The organism is Shewanella sp. GXUN23E (assembly GCF_050865035.1).
Taxonomy (GTDB): Bacteria; Pseudomonadota; Gammaproteobacteria; order Enterobacterales; family Shewanellaceae; genus Shewanella.
Map to the genome: position 1 here is coordinate 60,734 of NZ_JBOZWP010000021.1, position 23,494 is coordinate 84,227.

At 53.4% G+C, this 23,494-nt stretch carries 15 protein-coding genes; 6 read left to right on the forward strand and 9 right to left on the reverse strand.

What is annotated here, in order from left to right; translation table 11 throughout:
* Positions 1 to 104 precede the first annotated feature (104 nt).
* The 5 genes from ACRRUX_RS16370 (at position 105) to ACRRUX_RS16390 (ending at position 6,514) form a co-directional block, all read left to right on the forward strand.
* Positions 105 to 2,234 (forward strand): tetratricopeptide repeat protein, encoded by a 2,130-nt coding sequence (locus ACRRUX_RS16370; RefSeq protein WP_432532260.1) that lies wholly within the window; start codon positions 105 to 107, stop codon positions 2,232 to 2,234.
* 102 nt (positions 2,235 to 2,336) lie between these two features.
* Positions 2,337 to 3,893, forward strand: coding sequence for a diguanylate cyclase domain-containing protein (locus ACRRUX_RS16375; RefSeq protein ID WP_432532263.1), 1,557 nt, complete (start codon positions 2,337 to 2,339; stop codon positions 3,891 to 3,893).
* Between the two features lie 33 nt (positions 3,894 to 3,926).
* Positions 3,927 to 5,282, forward strand: coding sequence for a nucleotide 5'-monophosphate nucleosidase PpnN (ppnN, locus tag ACRRUX_RS16380; RefSeq protein WP_432532265.1), 1,356 nt, complete (start codon positions 3,927 to 3,929; stop codon positions 5,280 to 5,282).
* On the forward strand, positions 5,283 to 6,050 hold the full coding sequence (gene xni, locus ACRRUX_RS16385) for a flap endonuclease Xni (protein ID WP_432532267.1): 768 nt from the start codon (positions 5,283 to 5,285) through the stop codon (positions 6,048 to 6,050).
* Between the two features lie 74 nt (positions 6,051 to 6,124).
* Positions 6,125 to 6,514, forward strand: a complete 390-nt coding sequence (locus ACRRUX_RS16390) for a DUF3192 domain-containing protein (RefSeq protein WP_432532269.1) — start codon at positions 6,125 to 6,127, stop codon at positions 6,512 to 6,514.
* Positions 6,515 to 7,067: 553 nt separating this feature from the next.
* Here the strand turns inward: ACRRUX_RS16390 and ACRRUX_RS16395 are convergent.
* Entirely contained in the window at positions 7,068 to 9,881 is a 2,814-nt protein-coding gene (locus ACRRUX_RS16395; RefSeq protein ID WP_432532271.1) for a S9 family peptidase, read from the reverse strand.
* Between the two features lie 322 nt (positions 9,882 to 10,203).
* On the opposite strand from ACRRUX_RS16395, the gene ACRRUX_RS16400 reads away from it, so the two are divergent.
* Positions 10,204 to 11,211 (forward strand): isocitrate dehydrogenase, encoded by a 1,008-nt coding sequence (locus ACRRUX_RS16400; protein ID WP_432532273.1) that lies wholly within the window; start codon positions 10,204 to 10,206, stop codon positions 11,209 to 11,211.
* Positions 11,212 to 11,718: 507 nt separating this feature from the next.
* Here ACRRUX_RS16400 and ACRRUX_RS16405 read toward each other — a convergent pair.
* The 8 genes from ACRRUX_RS16405 to ACRRUX_RS16440 all read right to left on the reverse strand — a co-directional run bounded on the left by ACRRUX_RS16405 (position 11,719) and on the right by ACRRUX_RS16440 (position 23,431).
* Positions 11,719 to 12,105 carry a zinc ribbon domain-containing protein gene (locus tag ACRRUX_RS16405; protein WP_432532275.1) on the reverse strand — a complete coding sequence of 129 codons (387 nt, stop codon included), beginning with the start codon at positions 12,103 to 12,105 and terminating at the stop codon, positions 11,719 to 11,721.
* A 104-nt stretch (positions 12,106 to 12,209) separates the two neighbouring features.
* Complete coding sequence (locus ACRRUX_RS16410) at positions 12,210 to 13,025, reverse strand: hypothetical protein (protein ID WP_432532277.1); 816 nt, start codon at positions 13,023 to 13,025, stop codon at positions 12,210 to 12,212.
* A gap of 646 nt (positions 13,026 to 13,671) precedes the next feature.
* A complete protein-coding gene (locus tag ACRRUX_RS16415) occupies positions 13,672 to 14,937 on the reverse strand; it encodes a valine--pyruvate transaminase (protein WP_432532279.1) in 1,266 nt (421 codons plus the stop codon).
* A gap of 351 nt (positions 14,938 to 15,288) precedes the next feature.
* A complete protein-coding gene (locus ACRRUX_RS16420) occupies positions 15,289 to 16,491 on the reverse strand; it encodes an alkaline phosphatase family protein (protein ID WP_432532281.1) in 1,203 nt (400 codons plus the stop codon).
* A gap of 252 nt (positions 16,492 to 16,743) precedes the next feature.
* Positions 16,744 to 17,364: an SPOR domain-containing protein gene (locus tag ACRRUX_RS16425; protein WP_432532283.1), complete on the reverse strand. Its 621-nt coding sequence runs from the start codon at positions 17,362 to 17,364 to the stop codon at positions 16,744 to 16,746.
* A gap of 2 nt (positions 17,365 to 17,366) precedes the next feature.
* Complete coding sequence (folC, locus tag ACRRUX_RS16430; protein ID WP_432532285.1) at positions 17,367 to 18,623, reverse strand: bifunctional tetrahydrofolate synthase/dihydrofolate synthase; 1,257 nt, start codon at positions 18,621 to 18,623, stop codon at positions 17,367 to 17,369.
* A 51-nt stretch (positions 18,624 to 18,674) separates the two neighbouring features.
* On the reverse strand, positions 18,675 to 19,460 hold the full coding sequence (gene truA / locus ACRRUX_RS16435; protein ID WP_432532287.1) for a tRNA pseudouridine(38-40) synthase TruA: 786 nt from the start codon (positions 19,458 to 19,460) through the stop codon (positions 18,675 to 18,677).
* A gap of 128 nt (positions 19,461 to 19,588) precedes the next feature.
* Positions 19,589 to 23,431 carry a FimV/HubP family polar landmark protein gene (locus ACRRUX_RS16440; RefSeq protein WP_432532289.1) on the reverse strand — a complete coding sequence of 1,281 codons (3,843 nt, stop codon included), beginning with the start codon at positions 23,429 to 23,431 and terminating at the stop codon, positions 19,589 to 19,591.
* Between the last annotated feature and the right edge of the window lie 63 nt (positions 23,432 to 23,494).

Sequence of the window (23,494 nt, forward strand, 5' to 3'; positions counted from 1 at the left end):
CTGTTATCATTCTTTTCATAAAGTTGGCTGAGTATATCAAAACCGACACCCCTCAGTAACACGAACTAAAACAACAGCCTGCTGGTCAGGCCGGTAATAAATCAATGAAATCCCTATCTACCCTGTTTACCTTGGTTTTTCTGGTGTTTTCGCTGCCCTCACAGGCCTTTGACATCATTAAAGATGAAGTCCGGGCCCGCGAAGAGCCCGCCCGCTTCTACCAGGATATCAGCGCCAATCTGAATCATCTCACCGGTAACGAAACCGCCGCCCAGCTCAGTACCCTGGCGATGGCACTGGATCTCAGTCAACCCGAATTATTCCGCAAACTGCATCAAAGTCTTCGCCTTCCCATGGAACCCGGAGTCACCAAATCCACTGAACTGCCCGATAGAGACGCTTTACTGGCCCTGCTTAAACGATACGCCATAGGCAATTACCAGCAGGCAGTGGTGTTGATGCTGGAAGGGCGTATCCAGGGACGGGACAAGATTCGCTACAATGAAGCAATCGCCCTGTATATGGAGGCCCTGGATCTGATTCGCCACGAATCATCCAATCCCATACTGGCACTACGTTTCACCATCCATGACCATCTGGGCTCCCTCAATCAGTTAATCCGTCAGTACCCTACTTCGCAAAGTCATCTGGAATCCCTGCAGGAGGTGTCGCTGACAATCGGCAACAGTTATCTGCGTGCTTATGCGGAATCTCTGCTTGGCGTCTATTACAACAAGCGCGGCGATCAGGCCCGGGCGCTGGAACATTTCACGCTGGCACTGCGGCTGGCCGCCCGTGAGCCTCAGGTACAGCAACTGGCAACCTTGAACTTCAATCTGGCCAAAGTGCACAGGGACATGTCCCACTGGGACGATGCGCTGAAGCACGCTCACGAGGCTGCCAAAGGGTTCAAACAGGTCAACAACGGTCCCTTTCTGTCCCACACCATGACAGTGATCGCCATGGTGTACGGCAACCAGCAAAACTGGCCCAAGGCCATTGATTATTATCTCAATGCCCATCAAATCGATGTGCGGGAAGGTAACCGCATCAATCAGGCCCTGAACATGCACAACCTGGGGGAGGCGTACTCCAAACTGGGTGACTATGATAACGCACTCAACTACCTCAAAAGCGCCAATGACTTTTTCCGTGAAAAGCAATTGAACCATTATCTGGTGTACAACGAAGCGCTGCTGGCTGAGGTCAATCTGGCCGCCCGCAACTGGCAGGCGGCACTGGAGCATGCCAAACAATCCCAACAATTTGCCGAAGAGAAAAAACTGCTGGCTGAGCAGATTGATGCACTGGTGTTTCAGGCATCGGCCCATGAGGGATTAGGCCAGTATCAGCAGGCCGTGGCGGTGCAGCAGGCCATCATCGCAATCAAGGTTATCCCGGGCGCAGCGCCCGAATCCGCCAAGGAGGATACCCTGCTGTCTCAGCAGCAACTGAAACTGGCGCTGAGCAACAAAGACATCAAAATTGAGCAGTTGACCGAGAAACAACGACTGCAAAGCCGTATCGTTATCGGCGGTGCCGTTGTACTGCTGATGTTACTGGTCAGTCTGCTGTACATGCATGCAAGCCGCAGACAGTTGAAAAAGGAGAGCAGTCTGTTGCTGGCGGAACTGAAACAGGACTGCAGCACCGGACATCATGGCAGCCGCGCGCTGATGGAAGCGCTGGCACTGAGACAGCAGCCGGCAACCCTGGTGTTGCTGGGATTGGCGCAGGAGCAATATCCAGAGCTCGCCAAGGGCCAGCATCACGCCTGTATTGAATACAAACATCAGCTTGAGCGCATCGATGAGTTGCAGGGCATGCACAGCTTCGCGCTACGTCCCGGGGTGATGGCGGTGCTGGTTGATGGTCAGTGCGAAGATCAGCAGTTGATCAAACGCCTGAGTGACGAGCTGCAACTGCCCTCACTCACCGCAGGTATTATTCCCTTGCCGCTGCTGCAATCCGAGGAACTGGTGATCGAGCCGGAAATCCAGCTGGAAACGGTGCAAATGGCACTGTATGCCGCCAAGACGCTGCCGGATAATGGCACACCGAGATTTGTCGGTCTGCATCCACTGGATTTTGCGCCTTCGGTGATCTTTGCTCATCCTCTCTACCTGAAACTGGACAAGAGCATTCAACGCGGTTTGATTCGGGTCAGCTGCAGCGGCGACAAAACCGAAATACGCTGGCCACAGATAAATCTGGCCGACTCAGAGGACAACTGACCCCCGTTCAGTGATCTCGAATTATACTAAAAGAGCCTGACCGGTATCCGATGCCGGAACCGCACGAAATATAAATGGATTTAAGGCAGGACAGCAGAATTGATGAAGGACAGTAATCAAGACAAATCTCAGTTGGCGGCACTCACCCAAAAAGTCAATGAAACCCGGGCGGCACTGGAAGAACTCAAAGAAGAAAAAAATGCCAAGCTACAGACTTTGTTGAACTTCTTCCAACACCTTAGCCTGGTGTGTAAGGGCCAGAATCTGGAGCTTGACAATAAACTCGCCAAACTGCGCCGCCAGATGACAGGCTTTGAGTCCCTGGATGAAGCCCTACCCGACATAGTGGAAGTCGAGCGGTTACTTAAGCGCCAGTACAGCCTGATAACCCGGGAGCTGGAACAGGGACGCAACGATCTCACCCGCATGACCCAGCAAATTCAGCGCTTTAAGTTTGCGCCTGAACAGCTGAAAAAAGAGCTGAGTTACTTCCGTCAGGAGCTGACCAAGCCGCTGCATTCGATTTGGGAGTACCTGCCCAAAATCGAGAAACTGATAAGTTTCTATGAAATCCTGATAGACAGCCAGATCCAGCAGCCCCAGGGATTCGATACCGAGCCCAGACACAGGCAACTGGCGCAGGAACTGGCCGGCATGATTGCCGACATTGATTTCCCCGACAACCAGAAGAGCCACATGCTGGTGCTGCAGGAGCAACTGCTGCAGGACGCCGAACCGGGCATGTTGCTGGAAGCCTACCAAACCGTCCTGTCACTGCTGCTGGAAAACATCGCCCGCGAGAAAAATGCCTCCCGGGAGTTTCTGTTCGCCCTGAACGATGCGCTCACGGCCGTGCAGGCAGTGGTGGATGACTCAGCCGAAAGCCATCAGCGTCACGCCGAAGTCAAATCCAGGCTCAATGCCAGCATCAACAGTCAGATGGCCGGCATGGGCAAATCCGTGACCGAAGCCAGTGAACTGGCAGAGCTAAAAGAACTGGTCACCCGTCAGCTCACCCAGATAAAAGACACACTGGCCCGCAAGGAAGCGCTGGAGCAACGCGAACAGGTGATGATGCAAAAATCCATCGATGCCATGCAGAAGGAATTGACAGAGCTCAGCCGCGAGGCCTGCAGCTACAAGGAGCGTTTGTTCGAACAGCAGAAGATCAGCCAGCTTGACCCACTGACGCAACTGCCCAACCGCGCGGCTCTGGAGGAAAAGCTGGAGCAATCCTTCCACAAATTGCAGCGCACCGGCCAGAGTTACTGGCTGGCGGTGGTTGATATCGATCACTTCAAAACCATCAACGACAACTTTGGCCACAGCACGGGTGACAAAACACTGCAGGTGATCGCCATGGCGCTGAAAAATGCCCTGCGGGACACTGAATTTGTCGCCCGTTATGGGGGGGAAGAGTTCGTGTTATTGATCCCCGATGTGGCCACCAGCGACATTGAACACTTGCTTAACCGGGTCAGGGAAAAAATAAAAAGTATTCCCTTTAAATTTAAAAATCAGAGAATTACGGTTACAGTTTCTATTGGGGCTGCACAATTAAGCGTCAAGGAAACGGTCAGTGATACCTTTGATCGTGCGGATGTGGCTCTGTACCAAGCCAAAAATACAACGCGGGACAAGGTCGTGGTTGATGTCTGATCACACATAACCCGGTGCCGCTAAGGAGTTGCCATGATAGTGAAGATCAGTCCAAGAGGCAGTATGGTACAACTTTCACAGCTGGAGGTGGACTCACTCAAGCAAAGTGCCAGAAGTGACCTCTACCAGTTGTATCGCCGCTGCTCGCTGGCCGTGCTGTCATCCGGCCTGAAAAGCGACAATGCGGCCGCGCTGTTCGATCAGCACAGTGATTTTCAAATCAACGTCCTGCAGCGCGAGCGCGGGCTAAAACTGGAGTTGATCAATCCCCCCATCGAGGCCTTTGTCGACGGTCAGATCATCTCCGGCATTCAGGAACACCTGTTTGCAGTACTGCGGGATATCCTGTATCTGTCGACCAAATATACCAACCTCAAACACATCAACCTGACCAACGCCACTCACATTACCAACGTGGTGTTTGACATTTTGCGTAACGCCCAGGCGATTCCACCGGATCGCGACCCCAACATAGTCGTCTGCTGGGGCGGTCACTCTATCAATGCCATCGAATACAAGTACACCAAAGACGTTGGCTATCATCTGGGCCTGCGTGGCATGGATATCTGTACCGGCTGTGGTCCCGGGGCAATGGAAGGTCCAATGAAGGGAGCGGCCATCGGCCATGCCAAACAGCGCATCAAGAATGCCCGCTATATCGGCCTGACCGAGCCCAGTATCATTGCTGCTGAGCCACCCAATCAAATCGTCAACGAGCTGGTGATTCTGCCTGATATCGAAAAACGGCTGGAAGCCTTTGTGCGACTGGGACACGGCATCATCATATTCCCAGGTGGTGCAGGCACCGCAGAGGAGTTGTTGTATCTGCTGGGCATTTTGTTAAATCCTCACAATCAGGACATGATCTTCCCGCTGGTACTGACAGGCCCCAAAGAAAGTGCCGATTATTTCAACCGCATCGACGACTTTATTGGTGCCACCCTGGGTGAGGCAGCCCAGAGTAAATATCAAATCATTATTGATGATCCCGAGCAGGTCGCACGGGTGATGAAAGAAGGTATGAGCGCAGTAAAAACCTATCGTCGCAGCACTGGCGATGCCTACCAGTATCACTGGTCATTGAAAATTGAACCTGAGTTTCAGTTACCTTTCCAGCCAACCCATGAGGTGATGGCCAACCTCAATCTGAGATTCCAGAACAACAAAGCCGAACTGGCAGCCAACCTGCGCCGGGCTTTCTCTGCTATAGTAGCGGGCAATGTAAAGGCCGAGACCATTGCCCTGATTGAAAAACTGGGACCATTTGATATCCACGGCGACAGCGCATTGATGGATATGATGGATACACTGCTCACCGCCTTTGTGGAACAACAACGCATGAAATTGCCCGGCAGCGCCTATGTGCCCTGCTACCGAATAATAAAGTAAATGAACACCTTATTGATTATTGATGGACTCAATCTGGTCAGGCGTATCCATGCAGCCATGGGCACCCGGGTCGACATGGACGCCCTGACCATCAGAATTTCCACCGCCTGCAACAAGCTAATCCGCTTCCATGGCCCAAGCCATGTGATTATTGTCTGGGACGGCGCCAGCGAAAGCTGGCGCAAGCAGTTATATGCCGACTATAAAAAGGGCCGCAAACCCATGCCGGAAGATCTGGCCGCGGCCCTGCCCGCCTTGAAAGCCCAGCTGACCAAAGAAGGCATCAACTCGCTTGATGCTGCCTCTGAAGCCGATGATGTTATCGCCACACTGGCAACCAAAATGGTCAATCACCAGGGACAGGCCATTATTGTGTCTACGGATCGTGGCTTTGCCCAGCTGACCCATCCGGCGATCCGCCAATGGGATCACTTCAGTCAGGCATTTCTGGATGTGGCACAGCTGGAGAAAAAACTAGGAGTAGAAAGATCCCAGCTGCTGGATTTTATTGCCCTCTCCGGTGACAGCGGCAACCGGGTGCCCGGCATTCCCGGAATTGGCCCCAAGTCCGCAGCAGAGCTTCTTCGCGCCTACAAAACCCTGAAAAATGTCTACAACTCGCTGCACATGCTGGGCGCCAAACAGGCCAAAAAGCTGGCGGAGGGCAAAGACATGGCCCGTCTGAGTTACAAACTGGCGAAGCTGCTTACGGATATGCCACTTGAGGTTAACCTCAGTCAGTTCAGAGCACCATTCAACCCGAATTAGACAACGCGGGTTTACCCTGTGCTCACCAATCTGTATCTTATGCACCCAGAATATTCAGCAAGGAAAGCCCGCCCATGAAAGTCAATGCACCTGTTGTTATCGGCAGCCTGGTAGCCGTATATCTGGTGTTTGTTGCCGTCGTCATGATCACCCATGACACCAGTCCCAACTCAATGGATTGGGATGACAGACAAGTGTATAACCTGCAGACCATCTCTACCCTGAATCTGGGACAGGCGAAAGCCGAGGTGATGGAGCTGTTGGGCAAGGCTGATTTTTCCGAAGCCAAACAAGGCACACAGGGACCATTGACTGTGCTGTTTTACCGCACTCACCGAAAAAATTCAGACGGTGAAACCACCCGGGATGAATGCACGCCACTGCTGTTTCGTAACGACAGACTGGTTGCCTGGGGCATAGATACCTACGAACAGTATGTCTCCTCCAGTGCCAACGAACTGTAATCGCCGCTGAATATTCCGTCCTGCTGAAAAATATTCTCCGGGATCGCCTCCGGTGCCGGGACGATAAACGATTTAAAACGTTTTACACTCAGGCGCAAGCAGCTCACAACCGGGTTCAGGGCAACAAAAAACCGGCCAACAGGCCGGTTTTTTGTTCGGTGCCACTTAATACCATATATGGACCATCCGCACAGAAGATTGACCTCATCGCTGCCATGTTAGCCATCGAGTACAAGCGAAATTGGCGACGACATAGTGGTTCTCTGACGAAACAATTTGGTGCCGTAAATCGCGTGGCTGATTTGCCTCCCGAAGGGCGAGTTTTAAAGGCGCGCATGCTGCCCAGAGCCTGCCGTTGTAAACAAGAGGCGATTTATCCCGATAGACCTTCGATTGCTCTGATTGTCTTCACACCTTTAAATTCTCGCTGAGTGACTAAACTCCCATGCGGATTGGTATAGTGCCGCGTCGCATTGCGCTAGCCTGGCAACGCCATCGGTATGCCCGCCAACATGTGCTGCCGCCAGCGTCACGCTGACGGCTTACGCTGCTGTCAGTCCTTTTTATATTCCCGATAGGCTTCACCTTCTGCCAGCCAGGCGGGAGCCGGTTTGCCTTTGAGATAGTGATCGAAATACTCCATCATGCGGATGCTGTAATCCACCTTGTTGGGATATTTCTTCAGATGATGCGGCTCATCCTCATATTGCAAAAACACCACGTCTTTACCGGCCCTGCGCATCGCCAGATACATCTCCACCCCCTGCTCCCAGGGCACTGCATCATCCTTGTCACCAAACATGATCATCATGGGGGTGCGAATACGGTCAGCGTAAAATACCGGCGAGTTCTCAATATACTTTTGCGGCGCCGCCAGCAGGCTCTCACCTATGCGGCTCTGGCCGGTTTCATACTGGAACTGACGGGCAAGACCAGTGCCATGGCGGATCCCGCTGAACGCACTGGTCATGTTGGCCACAGGCGCACCACTGACCGCCGCGGCGAACATGTGCGTCTGAGTCACCGCAAAGGCGGTTTGATAACCACTCCAGGAGTGACCATGCAAACCTATGGCTTTAGGGTCCGCAATGCCCATATCAATAATGTGCTGCACCCCTGAGGTCAGCGCCTGCACCGAAGACGAGCCGGGATAGCCCACTTCAAAGCGAATATCCGGCAGAAAAATCGCGTATCCGTTATCTGCATACCAGGCGAAGTTGGGTCTGTGATTGACCTTCATCGGCGGGAATGCATGCAAACGGTCGCTCATAAAGCGATAGTAATACACCAGCACGGGATAGCGCTTACCGGCTTCATAGTTGTTTGGCTTGATCAGCACCCCATCGAGTTGACGGCCATCGCCATTGGTCCAGCTCACCAACTCGGCTTTGCTCCAGCCAAAGCCTTCGCGCTGCTCATCCAGATGGGTCTGGCGCTCTGCTTCTTCGGGCTTGAGGTACTGGGCAGTGTAGAGATCCGGGAACAGATCATAACGCTCTTTGGAAAATACCAGCGTCTGGGCATCATCGGCGCGGGTCAACAGCTTGAGTTTATAATCACCACTCATCAGCGGCTTAACACCGGCGCTGCCAAGCGTCGCCTGATAGAAGCCATCGCCCTTGGTGCGTTCGCTGTAACCATGCAGCATCAGCGCATTACCATTGTCAGGCGTATCCGGCGCATCCGTGTCCTGGCGCAATCCAGTGACCCGATACTGAACCCCCTGTTGGCGGCCCTTACCTGCAGTCAGCGCAAAGCCCTGTTTGGAGGCGGTGTCAAACTGCCAGATGTCGTACTTGTCATACACCAGTATGCCTTCATCGTCGTCCAGCCAGGGCCCAAAGCCATAGCCCGGAGCCTCTGAGGGATAATCATGGTCCTCATCAGCGAAAGGCACCGGCAAGCCAGCGGTCAGCTCGCTGCGACGGTTGGCGGCAATATCGTGCAGATACACTTTACCCTGCTGGAAGTACACCACATATTTGCCATCCGGGGACAGCGACGGCATCTCACCGCTGGGCTGCTGGCTAATCAGCAACTGGCGGCGACCGGTATTCAAATCCACCAGATAGATATCTTTGAAGAATCCTGCCCAGGTGATCATCCGCCGGTAGGGTAAATCCGAACTGGCCAACAAATAACGGCTTTGCGGGCCCGGTTGCAGATCCGGCATCTGCTCATCGGCCAGTTGCACCACCTGACCACTGCCCAGATGCATCACCGCCTGATAAGTGCGTTTCACCTCGTTATCATATTGCTTGATTTCATGGGGCTTGATCCGGGGATCGTCACCATGCCAAATCTTCAGATTACGCTGAGCAGTGATAACGCCTGTGTCATACAGATCGCCTTCCTGCTCAACTTTAACCTGACTTATCGGCGCAACAATTTTGGGTACCCGTCCGAAAAACAATCTGCGGTTGTCCGGACTGAAATCCAGACTGGCATAACGGTTGATTGTCCACTGGGCAGGGTTATCCAGGGTCTTGGTTTTGTCTGAATTCAGGTTGGTCAGGGTAAGCTGATATACCCGCTCATCGATGGGCGTATCCGCCGGACCGGCAGTGTAGGCCAGCCACTCGCCATTATCGCTGAGCGCCAGCGCACCGCTTTGCATGGCATCCGCGAGAGAAATGTTCGACACCTTATCAGCACCGGCGTCATACCAGCTGATAACGTGCTCATTTTTCTCAATATTATTAATGGCGATGGCAGCACGGCCGCTATCACTGGACAGAGCAAAGGCCGTAACATCTGAAAAATCCAGACGCTTACCGGCACCAAGTACCAGCAAACTGAACGGACTGCCCTGGTCCGCCTTATCAACTTTGGCGCGTTTGTCTTTTGGCTCTGATTTTTTGGCAGCCTCAGCTTTTGCTGACTCTGCGGTATCCTTGTCATCAGGTTTATCCGACTCTTCGTCAGACTCGAACTGAATGGCCAGCAGTTTACCGTCGCCGGAAAACTGGAAGGATTTGACCCGCTCGAACTGTTGCTGCTCGCCGGTCTGGGTATCGAGCAACACCATAGCATTTTTCAGCTTTTTCTTTTCCTTGGCAGAAGCGGTTTCCTGCACAAACAACGAAGGAGCCATGACAGACGCGACAAATCGACCATCGGCGCTGACCTGAGGTTTGGATGCACCGGCGAGTTCATAACTGCGGTTATTGTCCAGACGCTTGACCAACGTCCGGCCATCCCCTCGATCGGGTGATGCCTCTACTGCCAGCAACTGGCCGTTATCAGACAGCACGGGGGATGACAATGACTGAAACGTCATCACATCATTGAGAGTCAAAGGGTGTTGGGTTGCCGCATTGGCGCCAAACGCCAGCAGCACTCCGGAGGCTAAGGGAAGTAACTTCAAGGTTTTCCTCTTCTTGTGTTAGTGGGTCAGATACAGAGGTCTGACAAATATCAATACTTCAGTCAGACTTTACCGCGCAGTCAAACACAGCAGCGACTACACTAAGACTAAAGTCGATTTTGGAGGTTTAATGCCCAATCTTCGCCACTTGGCGGCATTTATGCAAGTTTACATGCCGTTAAAAGCGTGAGATTTATCACCATTGAGTGTGAAAACCTGATGAAAAACGTATAAAATAAGCGCGTCATATGTCATGAAACTTACCTGTAACCGAAACACAGGCGTGACTACTGCAGTAACGACCAACATGGATGGATTCCTGATGTCAAAAAGAACGATTACCGTAATCCCTGGTGATGGGATTGGTCCAAGCATCATTGATTCTGCACTGAAGATTCTCGACAAGGCCGGATGTGATTTTGAATATGAATTTGCTGACGCCGGCCTTACCGCTCTGGAAAAACATGGCGAGCTGCTGCCTCAGCGCACGCTGGATCTGATTGAAAAGAATTGCATTACCCTCAAAGGCCCGCTGACAACTCCTGTAGGGGAAGGCTTTACCTCGATCAACGTTACCCTGCGCAAAAAGTTTGGCCTGTATGCCAACGTGCGCCCTGTGCTGTCATTCAAGGGTACTCAGGCCCGTTACGAGAACATTGATATCATCACGGTGCGGGAAAATACCGAAGGTATGTACTCTGGTCACGGTCAGAAGGTCTCTGAAGATGGCGCTACCGCCGAAGCCACCAGTATCGTGACCCGTCAGGGTGCGGAACAGATTGCCACCTTCGCCTATGAACTGGCACGCAAGGAACACCGCAAAAAGGTAACCATTGTCCACAAAGCCAACATCATGAAGTCCACGTCCGGTTTGTTCCTGAAAACCGCCCGTGAAGTGAGCCTGCGCTACCCGGACATCAAGACCGAAGAAATGATCGTGGACGCCACCTGCATGAAGCTGGTGATGAACCCGGAAAACTTCGACGTAATCGTCACCACCAACCTGTTTGGTGACATTCTGTCAGATCTGTGTGCCGGTCTGGTCGGTGGTCTGGGTATGGCCCCCGGCGCCAACATTGGTCGTGGAGCAGCCATTTTTGAAGCGGTACATGGCAGCGCCCCGGATATCGCCGGTAAAAACCTGGCTAACCCCACCTCAGTGATCCTGGCCTCGATTCAGATGCTGGAATACCTGGGCATGGCCGACAAAGCCGCGCTGATCCGCAGTGCCGTCTCCGCCGTCATTGAAGAAGGCGACCGCACCACCCGCGATTTGGGTGGCACCCACGGCACCACCGACTTTACCGAAGCGGTACTGGAACGTCTGTAATCGATTGTCGGTGCAGTGATTGCACCACAAAGTGGATAGCAAAAAGGTGAAGCTAAGCTTCACCTTTTTTATTGGATGTTTGGTTGTCACCATAGTGGGAATTACTACTAAGTTGCGCTTAGTCAAAATCGTGGGTTTCCAACCCACACCCGGGGAAAGGGGACCGTTTCGACAGGCCCCCTTATCCAATCCCCCTGCGACTCCCGACGAAGTGGACAGCCCCTTGTTGATTTGCTTCAAATTTCCTAGCACGCCAGACGCTCGTCCCTGATTCGACTGGCGCTGACTCGGCGTCCATGCCTCGTCCACGGAATTTGAATCAATCCCTGCGGCCACTTCGAGGGAGACATGGTGCATCCATCAGCAACTGTGTCTCTAATTGGGACAGAAGTTACTTTGAACTAGTGGGGATAACGCTCGCATAGCCGGCCGGAAAAACCGTAGGCTTTGGCGGTCCAAGCCACGTCTTTTTGTGGCTGATGGTTCATGCGCTTGTTATATGTGGTCCTATCTAGCTAAGTTATCAAACATTCTTGCAATTGTACCCAAGATAGACTTGGTCAGCTTCTGTACGAAGTATAAAACTGCAAAAGCAATAATAAGACCGAACACTATTCCAGCACTTTCAAGTTCATTGTCAAATTTAAGCTCATCAGTAAAGAAAATTGAATATCCAAGATATAGGTATAAAAGACCAAATATTAAGTCAACGCCCTGTGTGACAACCTTTTCAACTGAGTTGGTAGAATTACCTTCTTTATCTATATCTTTGCTCTCTGTTGAAACTTGATTAGTGGCACTAGCAGATTGAGAAATAGGGAGACCGCAATGGATACAACTAGGTGCCTTATCTGATATCTCTTTATTGCATTCAGGGCAGCAAATAATACTCACGTCTATCTCCTAATCTTGTAGTGTGGCAAAACATATAACGCCGCGCTCTGCGGCAAATTTGGAGCGCAGCGGAAAATTTGTCCGACAGCAGCGCCTTGTTATGCCTATCGCAGCCAAGATGGAACACTAGACCTAACTTCAAAGAACTTGTCCACCTGATCAAGCTGAGCTTGCTCTAAGTTTGTTAATAATTTCTGCTTGTATGCATTGCCCAGCCCTTCTGTTGCTTGTTTAACAATAGGGTGAAGCTTTCTTGCGACCTCAAATATAAAGTTTTTTTCAAATGCTATTTGTGCTCCCCCATGTGACTTCAGGGAGCTTACCTTCTGTGCGTCTGCACGAGATAGCGTTCCTCCCGTATGCACGATAGAGTGACGCAACTGCCATAGGGTTTTTAACTTCTCTTGAGCGTCATTACCGAATACGGTATACGGAAGCTTATAGGCAGCGAAGTATGAATTAACTTTTTCTGGATTATGCCAACCGCTCATAGAGTCTGCCAGCAATGTTCCAATAGACATCGTTCCGATACCTCTATGAGCTGAAAGACGAACCCAGTCCATTTCAATGTTAGTTTGGTCAGAAACAGCTTTAAAAAACTTTGCCGAATCGAAGTTGTTTAGCAACACAGACATATCAAACATACCTGCGAATAGGTACCTTTGGTACGTTTCGAAATGGCCCATTATCGTTGGTAAAGAAGCTGTTATAAGGTGTTGTAAACTGTCGAAACTATCTTTTGTGTAGTCCCCGTCCAGTTTTTTCGGGAAATGCCTTGTACATAAATCTATAGAACTTTTCGCTTCTACTGTGTATTTCAAGAAAGCAACAGCGGGAGCTTTAAGATATTCTTCATGGCTTACATGAGAGTTAGAGGCTCCTGTAAGGTACTGATGAAATTCTTTTACAGGCTTAGACACCTATATCTCCTTTTAAGGCATAACATTTTAATAACGAGACCGCCTGTTTATCTGAATAACAGGACGGCCTGTTTATCCATTTTTACGCGACCACCCTTTCCATTCGTTTTAGTCACAAAAATCTGCCACTTATCGCCTCTATGGATAGATAACTTTACAGACAAATCGAGACGTCACGTTATTCTACGCCATCTGTCACGCTTATTGGATGAACGTTACCAGCAATAGACTGAAAAATCTACACTTTCTAGCTTTCCTGCAGATAAACACGAATGCGCCTTGGGCAATAACAGGAGTCGTTTCCTGTTATCTCTGATTTAACGGGATACCCGGCTCAAATATGCAACTTTGGGGCATAAACAACATACTCAGGAGTTGAATGTTACACCCACTCCCCGTCCGAAGTTGCCGGAGGGGATTGGATGCAATAGTGGATGTCATCATGGATGATGACATAAGCGGCGCTGAGCCATGGATGGTGAATCGACGCAGGTCACATCAATTGCATGCAATGCACGATGGATGACAACTTCGGTTGGGGCGTCCTTGGGGTTGTTAGGGGTATTGGACGAGCCATCCCCCTGACCCGGGTGAAGCCTGGAAGGCTTCGATGTTCTGCCAAGCGAAGCTTGGCTAAACAAAGCGGCTACTCTGTGCTCTCAGAGTAAGCCCGAGTAACCTCTTCAGCAATGATGGCAATCCCAGCTAACATCTTGCCCTCATCCTGCACATAGTTCATGCGGATACACTCGCGCCGATGACGCCAGTCGGCATCCTCATCAGGCATGCCGAAGAAGAAATACTCGCCGGGAACAATCAACACGCCCCGCGCCTTGAGGCGCTGATACAATTCCTGGGTGCTGATCGGCAAACCTTCAAACCACAGCCACAGGAAGATGGCGCCTTCACTCTTATGAATGCGGAACCCGGGTACGGTAATGGCCTGTTGCAGCGCGTCGACCGCCCAGCGTGACTTTTGCTGGTAATAGGGACGGATCACCTGCTCGCTCAGGCGCAGCAGATCGCCGGATTGCACCATCTGGTGAGCCAGCGCCGGTCCCAGACTGCCGGGTGCCAGACTGATGATGCCATTGATATTGGTCATCGCCTGAGTCACCGCCTCATTGGCGATCACTATGCCGCAGCGCAGCCCCGGCAGGCCAAGCTTGGAAAGACTCATGCACACTATGGTATTGTCATTCCAGCTGGGTGTGACGTCCTCAAAAATAATATTGGGAAACGGCGTACCGTAGGCATTGTCGATGATTAGCGGGATCCCCCGCGCCCGGGCGATGGCATCGAGCCTGGCCACTTCCTCATCGGTCAGCACATTGCCGGTGGGGTTGGTGGGCCGGGACACGCAGATGGCGGCAATACTGTCATCCAGCGGCAAACGGTCAAAATCCACATGATATTTGAACTGGCCATGCTCCAGCAGTTCAATCTCCGGCCGACAGGAGACAAAGATATCCTCATCCAGCCCGGCATCGCTGTAGCCGATATATTCGGGTGCCAGCGGCAGCAGGATTTTTTTGAAGCTGCCATCTGCCTGCTCACCGGCGAGCAGATTAAACAGCGCAAAAAACGCGCTTTGGCTGCCATTGGTCAGGCTGATGTTACGCTCAGTCACCGGCCAGCCATAGGTATCTCTGAGCATCTGTGCCAGCGAGCGCAGAAACGCGCTCTTACCCTGTGGCCCATCATAATTGGCGACGGCATCGATAAAGCCGCCGTTGCTGAGCAGCTCACTACCCAGTTGATGAAAATAGTCCAGCATTTGCGGAATGGCTGCCGGATTACCGCCGCCCAGCATGATGGCACCTTCGGTGCGCAGGCCCTCGTTCAGATCATCCATCAACTGGGTGATCCCGGCATATCGATTAAATTTCTCGCCAAATCTGGAAAATTGCATGAGCTGATCGTATCCCTGTTTTTTTGTCAGTCTGCCAACATACTAATCAGGGGATTGTGACATAAGCAGGACGGCCTGTGTGGTTGAAAATCCTTCATACAGGGCAAAAGCGATGCCCATATCACAGCAAATAATGGGATTGAGCGGACGCCTGACGGCGCTGTTTGCTGAAAGCCGCTTAAATCTGCTGACCGTCCCGCGCTGGCCTTCCATCCCACAGGCACGCCCACATTCTCAAGGCGGGACAGGTATCGTCAGGCATAGCAATAAACGACCATGGTGAGAACATGCAGTGCAAAGCAAACCCGAACCTGTCTCAGGTCCGGGTATAAACTTAACGGTAAAACGCGACTATCTGGCCAGCGCCGGGCGCAAGGTACTGCCATCGCCATCAACGGGAGTGAGCAATTTCAGGCCCAGGATTTCCGCCACTACAGGGTAGATATCCAGATTGGAGACACTAGCCAGCTTTTTACCCCGGGCAAAGGCCGGACCAATGCCTATGAGAGTCGCATCCATGTCAGGCGAGTCAGGATAACCGTGATTGCCCAGATAACCGGCCGGTTTGTCCTGAGTAAAGGTCGAAGGCGCCTGGGTTTCAAACATGATGTCCGGGATGCGGGCACTGCCAAAGTAGCCCCGCGCTTTCATGGTGCCTTCGGTGATGTACTGATAACGCCCGCCGGATGCCGCCTTGAGCGCATCGATTTGCGCCTGTTTGTCCGGGTTGCTGCCCTGTTTGGCGTACAGCATGATATGCGGCCCGGCAACCTGCACCTGCCAGTCATCGGAAATCGGCAGACTGTCGACCTGTATGCTGTGTTTCGGATTGATGGCGGTCATGCCGTGATCTGACACTATCAGCAAACTCACAGGTTGCGGCAGAGCCTGCAGACGGCGATAGAAATCCCCCATCAGGGTATCCATCTTCTGCACGGCATCATACACCTGTGGACTATCCGGGCCGTGTTCATGCCCCATGGAGTCCACCAGCGAGAAATAGCCGGCGATAAATCTCGGCCGCTCGGCAGCGGGCAACGTCAGCCACTGGAGCATTTGATCCAGGCGATTCTGATAATCGCTGTATTTGGCATAGTGATAGTAGTAGTTGGGCGTCAGGCCGTTGAATCTGGCATCGGATTCAGGCCAGAAATAGGTGGCAGATTTCACCCCCTGCAAACGCGCCAGATTCCATAGCGGCATGCCATTGAGCCAGGTGCTGTCGTCTTTACCCATCCCCATTTTATAGCACTCGTTTCTGTCTTTGTCGCAGAAGCGGTTTTCCACTATGCCGTGATTCACCGGCTTGAGCCCGGTGATAATGGATATGTGGTTGGGAAAGGTCTTGGAGGGGTAAACCGGCTTGAGGCGCTCCGCCCTCACCCCTTGCTCAGCCAGCTTGGCCAACTCACGGGCCTGATGCTTTTCAATATAGTCCCAGCGAAAACCATCCAGTGAAATCATCACCAGGGTATGGTCAGTCTCCTCAGCGCTCACCCGGGACAGACTAGCCAGCGCCAGCAGCCCACACAGCAACAGCAAAATATGTTTCATTTTTTATTCTTCCTTGTTAACAGCCACACAAGGATACACAGGAAAACGGCAGATTCAATGACAGAACAAGGTTTTAGTGCTGGCACGCTGGATACCGGCAATGGCCCTTTTCCGCACAAAGCGCACGGGAGTCGCTACAATGAACCACGGCGGCAGAAGCGCTCTGTTGGCCGACAAGCAGGCGTTAACAGCCACGTCAGAAAGGGGCTCACAGATAAAAAAAGGCCGCCTGTCGGCGACCTTAAGTGAACATCAGTTTTCCAGGGGATCAAACGGTACAACCCGACCTTTGAGTTTGGTGAGCTTTTCCACCTCACTCATTAATTTCTCAACCTTGGCTTTGTTTACATCCGGTCCGACAAACACCTTGGTGATACTGCCGTGCACCGGCTTACGTGGCAAAGTATAAGCATTGAACCCCGCTTCACGCAGTTGCTCTACCAAGCCCTGCACATTACCGGCGTCGCGGAAACTGCCCAGCTGCAAGGTCCATCCCGGTGCGCTTTGCGCTGTTGCCTGAGTGTTTTTACCCGCAGCAGGCTCTTCCGCTTTGGCTTTGGGTTGATTGTCCGACGTCGGGCCCGGGGCTGCTGAGTCCTTCACCACCCAGCCGCCATTTTCTGCATGCTCCAGTGATTTGGGAGGCTCGGTGTCAACATGTTCAGTGGTCTCTGTCGCCATGGACTCAGCGGGGCTTATCACTTCAAAAGCCTGAGCTGACTGGGGCGAACTTGATTGGGGACGCAGCGGAATTTCAGCAAACTCCTCCTGCACCCTGTCCTTTTTGCCGTCGAGAACATCCGGCAGGAAAATGACACCCAATGCCACCACCACTATGGTGCCCACCAGGCGGTTATGAAACTGACTGGACAAACTTATTCCCCATCAATGAATGATTTAACTCCGGATACAGTGTAAAAGGAGCCAAACACAATTACCACATCATCCGCGCGGGCATCGGCCGTGATTGCATGCCAGGCCAACTCAGGTGACTCAAATCCCTGATAGCAGGCGGATGCCGGCATGGCGCTGATCAGCTGTGCCAGTGACGCGCTGCGCTCAGAGGGCAGCGGCGTTAAGTACCACTGACTGACCACAGGCAGCATTACCTGCATGACGCCCTGAATATCTTTATCTTTAAGCATGCCACACAGCGCCAGAATACGTCGCCCGCTATAGGCCTGCAGCCGGGAGGCCAGATACCTGGCGGCATGAGGGTTGTGGGCCACATCCAGAATGGTCAGCGGCTGCGCACAGACAATCTCAAACCGGCCGGTCAGGGTAGCTGCCGCCAGCCCGCGACGCACAGAACCGAGGGCAAAATCCGGATACAGACACTCAAGCGCCGCCAGCGCGGTCGCCGCATTGGGCAGTGGCAGTGTCGGCAAGGGTAAATCCTTGAGTTGCCAGCGCGCGCCGCAAAAATGCCAGCTCTGCGCATCAACCCCATAGCTAAACTCATGACCGACGCGATGCAAAGGTGCACCGACACGGGCGGCGACCTCAATGACAGTCACAGGCAAATCCGGCTCACCGGTGACCGCACACTTGCCCGCCTTGAAAATGCCGGCTTTTTCAAACCCCACAGATTCGCGGGTAGTGCCCAGATATTCCTGATGATCCAGATCCACTGCAGTAACCACAGCCACATCGGCATCGATGATATTGGTAGCATCCAGCCGACCGCCCAATCCCACTTCCAGAATGATCACATCCAGCTGCGCCTGTTTGAACAACTGCAATCCGGCCAAAGTGGCAAATTCAAAAAAGGTCAGTGAGATATCGCCACGCGCCTTTTCAATCAGCCCGAATGCCGAGATGATGTCAGCGTCCGGCGCGTCCTGTCCGTCGATGCGAATGCGCTCGTTGTAATGCACCAGATGGGGCGAGCTGTATACCCCAACGCGTTTGCCGGCATCGCGCAGCATCGCCTCCAGCATGGCACAGGTGGTGCCTTTGCCATTGGTGCCACCGACGGTAATCACTTTGGCTGGCGCCAGTTCAAGCAGTCCCAGCCGCTCGGCGACCTGGCTAACCCGGGTCAACCCCATATCGATTTCGGTGGGGTGCATCGCCAGCAGATAATCCAGCCAATCGGCAAGAGTGTCGCTTTGGGAAGGTACTTTTATCATCCTGGATTCCTAATCAGGTAAAGCTAATCGACTACAGCGGATCGGCGACAATCAGTCGGGTAAAAACAGTGGCCCCATCGCGAGCTTGGGCAGTCCAAATTGCTCGGGATAGGTCACGTCCACCAGATACAAGCCATGGGGCTTGGCCGTGGCCGCAGCCTGGGTTCTGTCTTTCAAATCCAGCAGGGTGCGCATCCAGTCCAGTGGCTGGTTGCCAAGGCCGATTTCCAGCAATGAGCCGACAATGTTGCGCACCATATGATGCAAAAAGGCGTTGGCGGCGATATCCACTATGATGTACATGCCCTGACGGGTAACGCTGACGGCGTGCACATTGCGAAACGGTGTGCGTGACTGACACTGCACCGCCCGGAAGCTGGTAAAGTCCTGCTCGCCGATCAGCGCCTGCGCCGCCATGTGCATGCGTTTCTCATCAATCTCGCCATGATAATGACTGACGCCATGGCGGTGGATCCCCGGGCGGAAATTGTGGTTGTAAATAATGTAACGATAACGGCGCGCGGTGGCAGAAAAACGGGCATGGAATTCATCATCCACCGGCTTGGCCCAGCGCACAGCGATGCCGTCAGGCAGGTTGGCGTTAACTCCCAGCGTCCAGGCGCCTTCTTTACGCACCGCCTGGGTATCAAAATGGACAACCTGTCCGGTGGCATGCACACCGGCGTCGGTGCGACCGGCACACTGAAGTTCAATAGGTTCATTGGCGACAATTGACAGAGCCCGTTCCAGTTGGGCCTGAACCGAATCCACTTCCTGCTGGCGCTGCCAGCCATAAAAACCGCTGCCATCGTACTCTACCCCAAGGGCAATACGCATAGTCTCTCCGGGAAAAAGATAGCTTGAAAAAATGCGGCCAAGTCTACCACAAGCCAGACATCAGGTGTGAATGAGCAAAGGCAGGTCATAAAAAACGGCGCCCCTGGCGCCGTTTTTCAACTTAAGATTTAACCGATTTTATCCAGCAGGTTTCTGGCTTCATCCTGCTGTCTGTCGTTGCCATCCAGCGCAACTTCCTTGAGCAGCGCCCGGGCACTGTCGTTATCATCGATTTCGATGTAGGCGCGGGCCAGATCCAGTTTGGCGTTGACGGAATTCTCTTCGTCATCCACATCCACCATCGCATTATCGCCCATCACCTTGCGGTAGTCCTCCATGGCGACTTCAGCCGGGCCCTGATAATTATCGACAGTTTCACTTTCATCGGCTTCATTCAGCAGCCGGTCGATATCGATATAACCATTTTCCTTCTGGAAATTTGCCAGGTCATTCTCGTCAAAATGTACCCGCCCTGGCGACGACGCCTTTTCCTGCTCCTGCGCATCCAGTGCCGCCAGCGCCTGCTCAACCGTCATGTTATTGCCATGCAGCAACTCATTATCTGTATCGACGCTGTCATCCATCGGCAGCTCGTAAGCGTCCTCTGGTTCACTGTTTTGTGCGAAAGCAGCCAGCAACTCCTCATCGGACAGGGTCATATCGGCATCATGGGCATCCAGCGACAAAGACGAGTCAAAGTCATCATCCCTGGTCTGGTATGAGGGCAACTGTGATGGTGCCATGGATGCCATCTCCGCCAGTTCATCCTCAGACACCTCCGGCTCTTCAGCCTCAGCTTCTTTGGCGCGGGCCAGCGCTTCGGCACGGTTTCTGGCGCGCAGCTCGCTGCGGCTCATAGCTTCATCCATGGCCTTTTCGCTGCGCTCCAGCGCCGTCATATTGGTCAGCTCGGCCTGATTGAGATCGGGGACCACAGACCGATTGACACCACCGGACAGCGGCTGACCATTGTCATCCAGCGCATCCAAATCGGCGGCAGACAGGGTTTGCCCTTCAGCAGAATCCAGTGAATCGAGCAGATCATCGTCATCCAGTGGATCGGCAATTCCTGCACTGAAATCACTGTGACTTTCCAGCGATGCCAGCTCCGCCAGCGGATCTTCAGCAAAGTCAGATGAGAATGCCAATGACTCATCTGACGGGGGGCTTACCGGATCATCAGCCTGAGCAACGACATCTGCTTCTGTCTCGGAGACTGTGCCAGCCTCGTTACCGGCGTCAATGCGCGCCAGCTCAGCCAGCAGTGCAGCATCGCTGCGGGCGTCATTTTCACTGTCAAATGACATGGAGTTATCATTGAGTTCATCATCCTGCAGATGAGTGTTCATCTCCGCAGATGTTTCCTCTTCCGGCTCTGCTGAGGCTGACAGCGACGCCAGCAAGGCATCCGGGTCCACCTCCTCTGCACTGCCAAACTCCGCCATGGCCTCATCCAGCTCGGCGTCCAGTTCAGCAGCAGTGGTATCTTCTGGCTCATTTGAGGCTGACTCTGATACCAGCAAGGCATCCGGGTCCGCTTCCTCTACGCTGTCAAACTCTGCACTGCCAAACTCCGCCATGGCCTCATCCAGCTCGGCGTCCAGTTCTGCAGCAGTGGTATCTTCAGGCTCATTTGAGGCTGACAGTGACGTCAGCAGGGCATCCGGGTCCGCTTCCTCTGCACCGCCAAACTCTGCACTGCCAAACTCCGCCATGGCCTCATCCAGCTCGGCGTCCAGCGCTGAAGCAGTGGTATCTTCAGGCTCTGCTGAGGCTGACAGTGACGCCAACAAAGCATCCGGGGCATCCGGGTCCGCCTCCTCTGCACCGCCAAACTCTGCCATGGCTTCATCCAGCTCGGCGTCCAGTTCAGCAGCAGTGGTATCTGCAGGTTCTGCTGAGGCTGACAGTGACGCCAACAAAGCATCCGGGGCATCCGGGTCCGCCTCCTCTGCACTGCCAAACTCTGCCATGGCTTCATCCAGCTCGGCATCCAGTTCAGCAGCAGTGCTATCTTCAGGCTCTGCTGAGGCTGACAGTGACGCCAGCAAGGCATCCGGGTCCGCCTCCTCTGCACTGTCAAACTCTGCCATGGCCTCATCCAGCTCGGCGTCCAGTTCTGAAGCCGTGGTATCTTCAGGCTCTGCTGAGGCTGACAGTGACGCCAGCAAAGCATCCGGGTCCGTCTCCTCTGCGCTGTCAAACTCTGCCATGGCTTCATCCAGCTCGGCGCCCAGCTCTGAAGCAGTGGTATCTTCAGGCTCATTTGAGGCTGACAGCGACGCCAGCAAGGCATCCGGGTCCGCCTCCTCTGCGCTGCCAAACTCTGCCATGGCCTCATCCAGCTCGGCGTCCAGTTCTGAAGCAGTGGTATCTTCGGGCTCATTTGAGGCTGACAGTGATGCCAGCAAGGCATCCGGGTCCGCTTCCTCTGCGCTGTCAAACTCTGCCATGGCTTCATCCAGCTCGGCGTCCAGTTTTGAAGCAGTGGTATCTTCTGGCTCTGCTGAGGCTGACAGCGACGCCAGCAAGGCATCCGGGTCCGCCTCCTCTGCACCGCCAAACTCCGCCATGGCTTCATCCAGCTCGGCGTCCAGTGATGCCAGCACCTCGTCAGCGTCATCGTTGCCTATATCGTCGGTATCAATCGCCGCATCATTTTCCACGGCGACAGGAGCACCGAGATCGGACTCCAACCCGGCGATCAGCGAATCAACATCGTCACCGTCACTGTCCAGACCCTCATCAAACGGCTCCAGATCGTCATCAGGCAAAGCATCCTGTGGCTCAACGTCTACATCAGCCACATCAATATCTTCATCCCTTCGGGCCTCGCCTTCTTCCTGCTCACCCATGGCTTCCGCCCACAGATCATCCAGCGACTGGCTTTCATCCGGCTCTGGCAGTGGCTCGGCATCTTCATCAGCCACATACATATCAGGGTCGTCACTCAGATCGGCTTCCGGTTTAAGGTCTACATCCCCGGCATCCAGCAGGCTGTCGATAGAGTCGTCGGGCTGGTCCAGCTGAACCGCCATTTCGTCCTGTTCAAAACTGTCTGCAGCCGCCGCGGCCACTGCGCCTGCCGCTACTGTGGCAACAGCTTTACCACTGCCACTGTTGGCTGCCTGGCCTGATTTACGTTTGAGTACCAGCCACAGGCCGGTTAACAGCAGCAAAGACACAATTGCGCTGATAATGCCCAGCCCCAGTGGCGACATCAAAAATGATGGCTGCTCCTGCGGAATCGCGGCCTGATTCGCTTCCCATTCCAGCTGCTCAACTTTCTGTTTCAGCCCCTGATTTTGCTCACGGGAAGCAATGAGCTCCTGCTCCAGCGTAGCAACCCGCTCGGTTAAATCCTGGATTTTGGCTTTGAGGTTCTCATTATCATTCTTGACCACCACCAGCTGATCCAGTGCCCTGCCCAGTTCATCGGTGAGATTCAGATTCCGGTTTTGCGCTTCAACCAGCGACTCGCTGACTTTATCAAGCTCTGCTGACGCCTTTTCCACGGCCTGAGCATTGGCTACCGCAATCACGTCAGCCGGAGTAGGCTTTTCAGCCTCTTTACGCAACAGCTCCTGCCAGGCTTTGTCATCCTGTTCGGCCCGCGCTTTGGCCAGCGACGCCGGGATGGCCTTTATCGCCTCCAGAGAAGGGATGGCGAGGATCATGCCCTTTTCAAGGCTGTTGTAGTTATCCGACGTAAAGGCATGGGGGTTGGCTTCAAAAATAGCCGCCATGACCTGGTAGACTGAGACACTTTCGTTGGGGCGGGTCTTCTGGGCAATACTCCAGAAGGTATCTGCCCGGGTAGTGGGGCCATACTGAGAGACTTCTACCCGGGTTTGCCCCTCGGGACCGGTTAGCTTCAGGGCACCGGCGGCGGTTACGGGAGAAGATGGCAGGGATGCCAGCGCAAACACGACTGTGACGGCTCCCAGAAGAGTAAAAGTGCGAAAATTCATTAATCCTTTCCTTTTCAGCACACGGATAACGCCACGCAGACGTATTGCTTTAGGCAGTTGTAT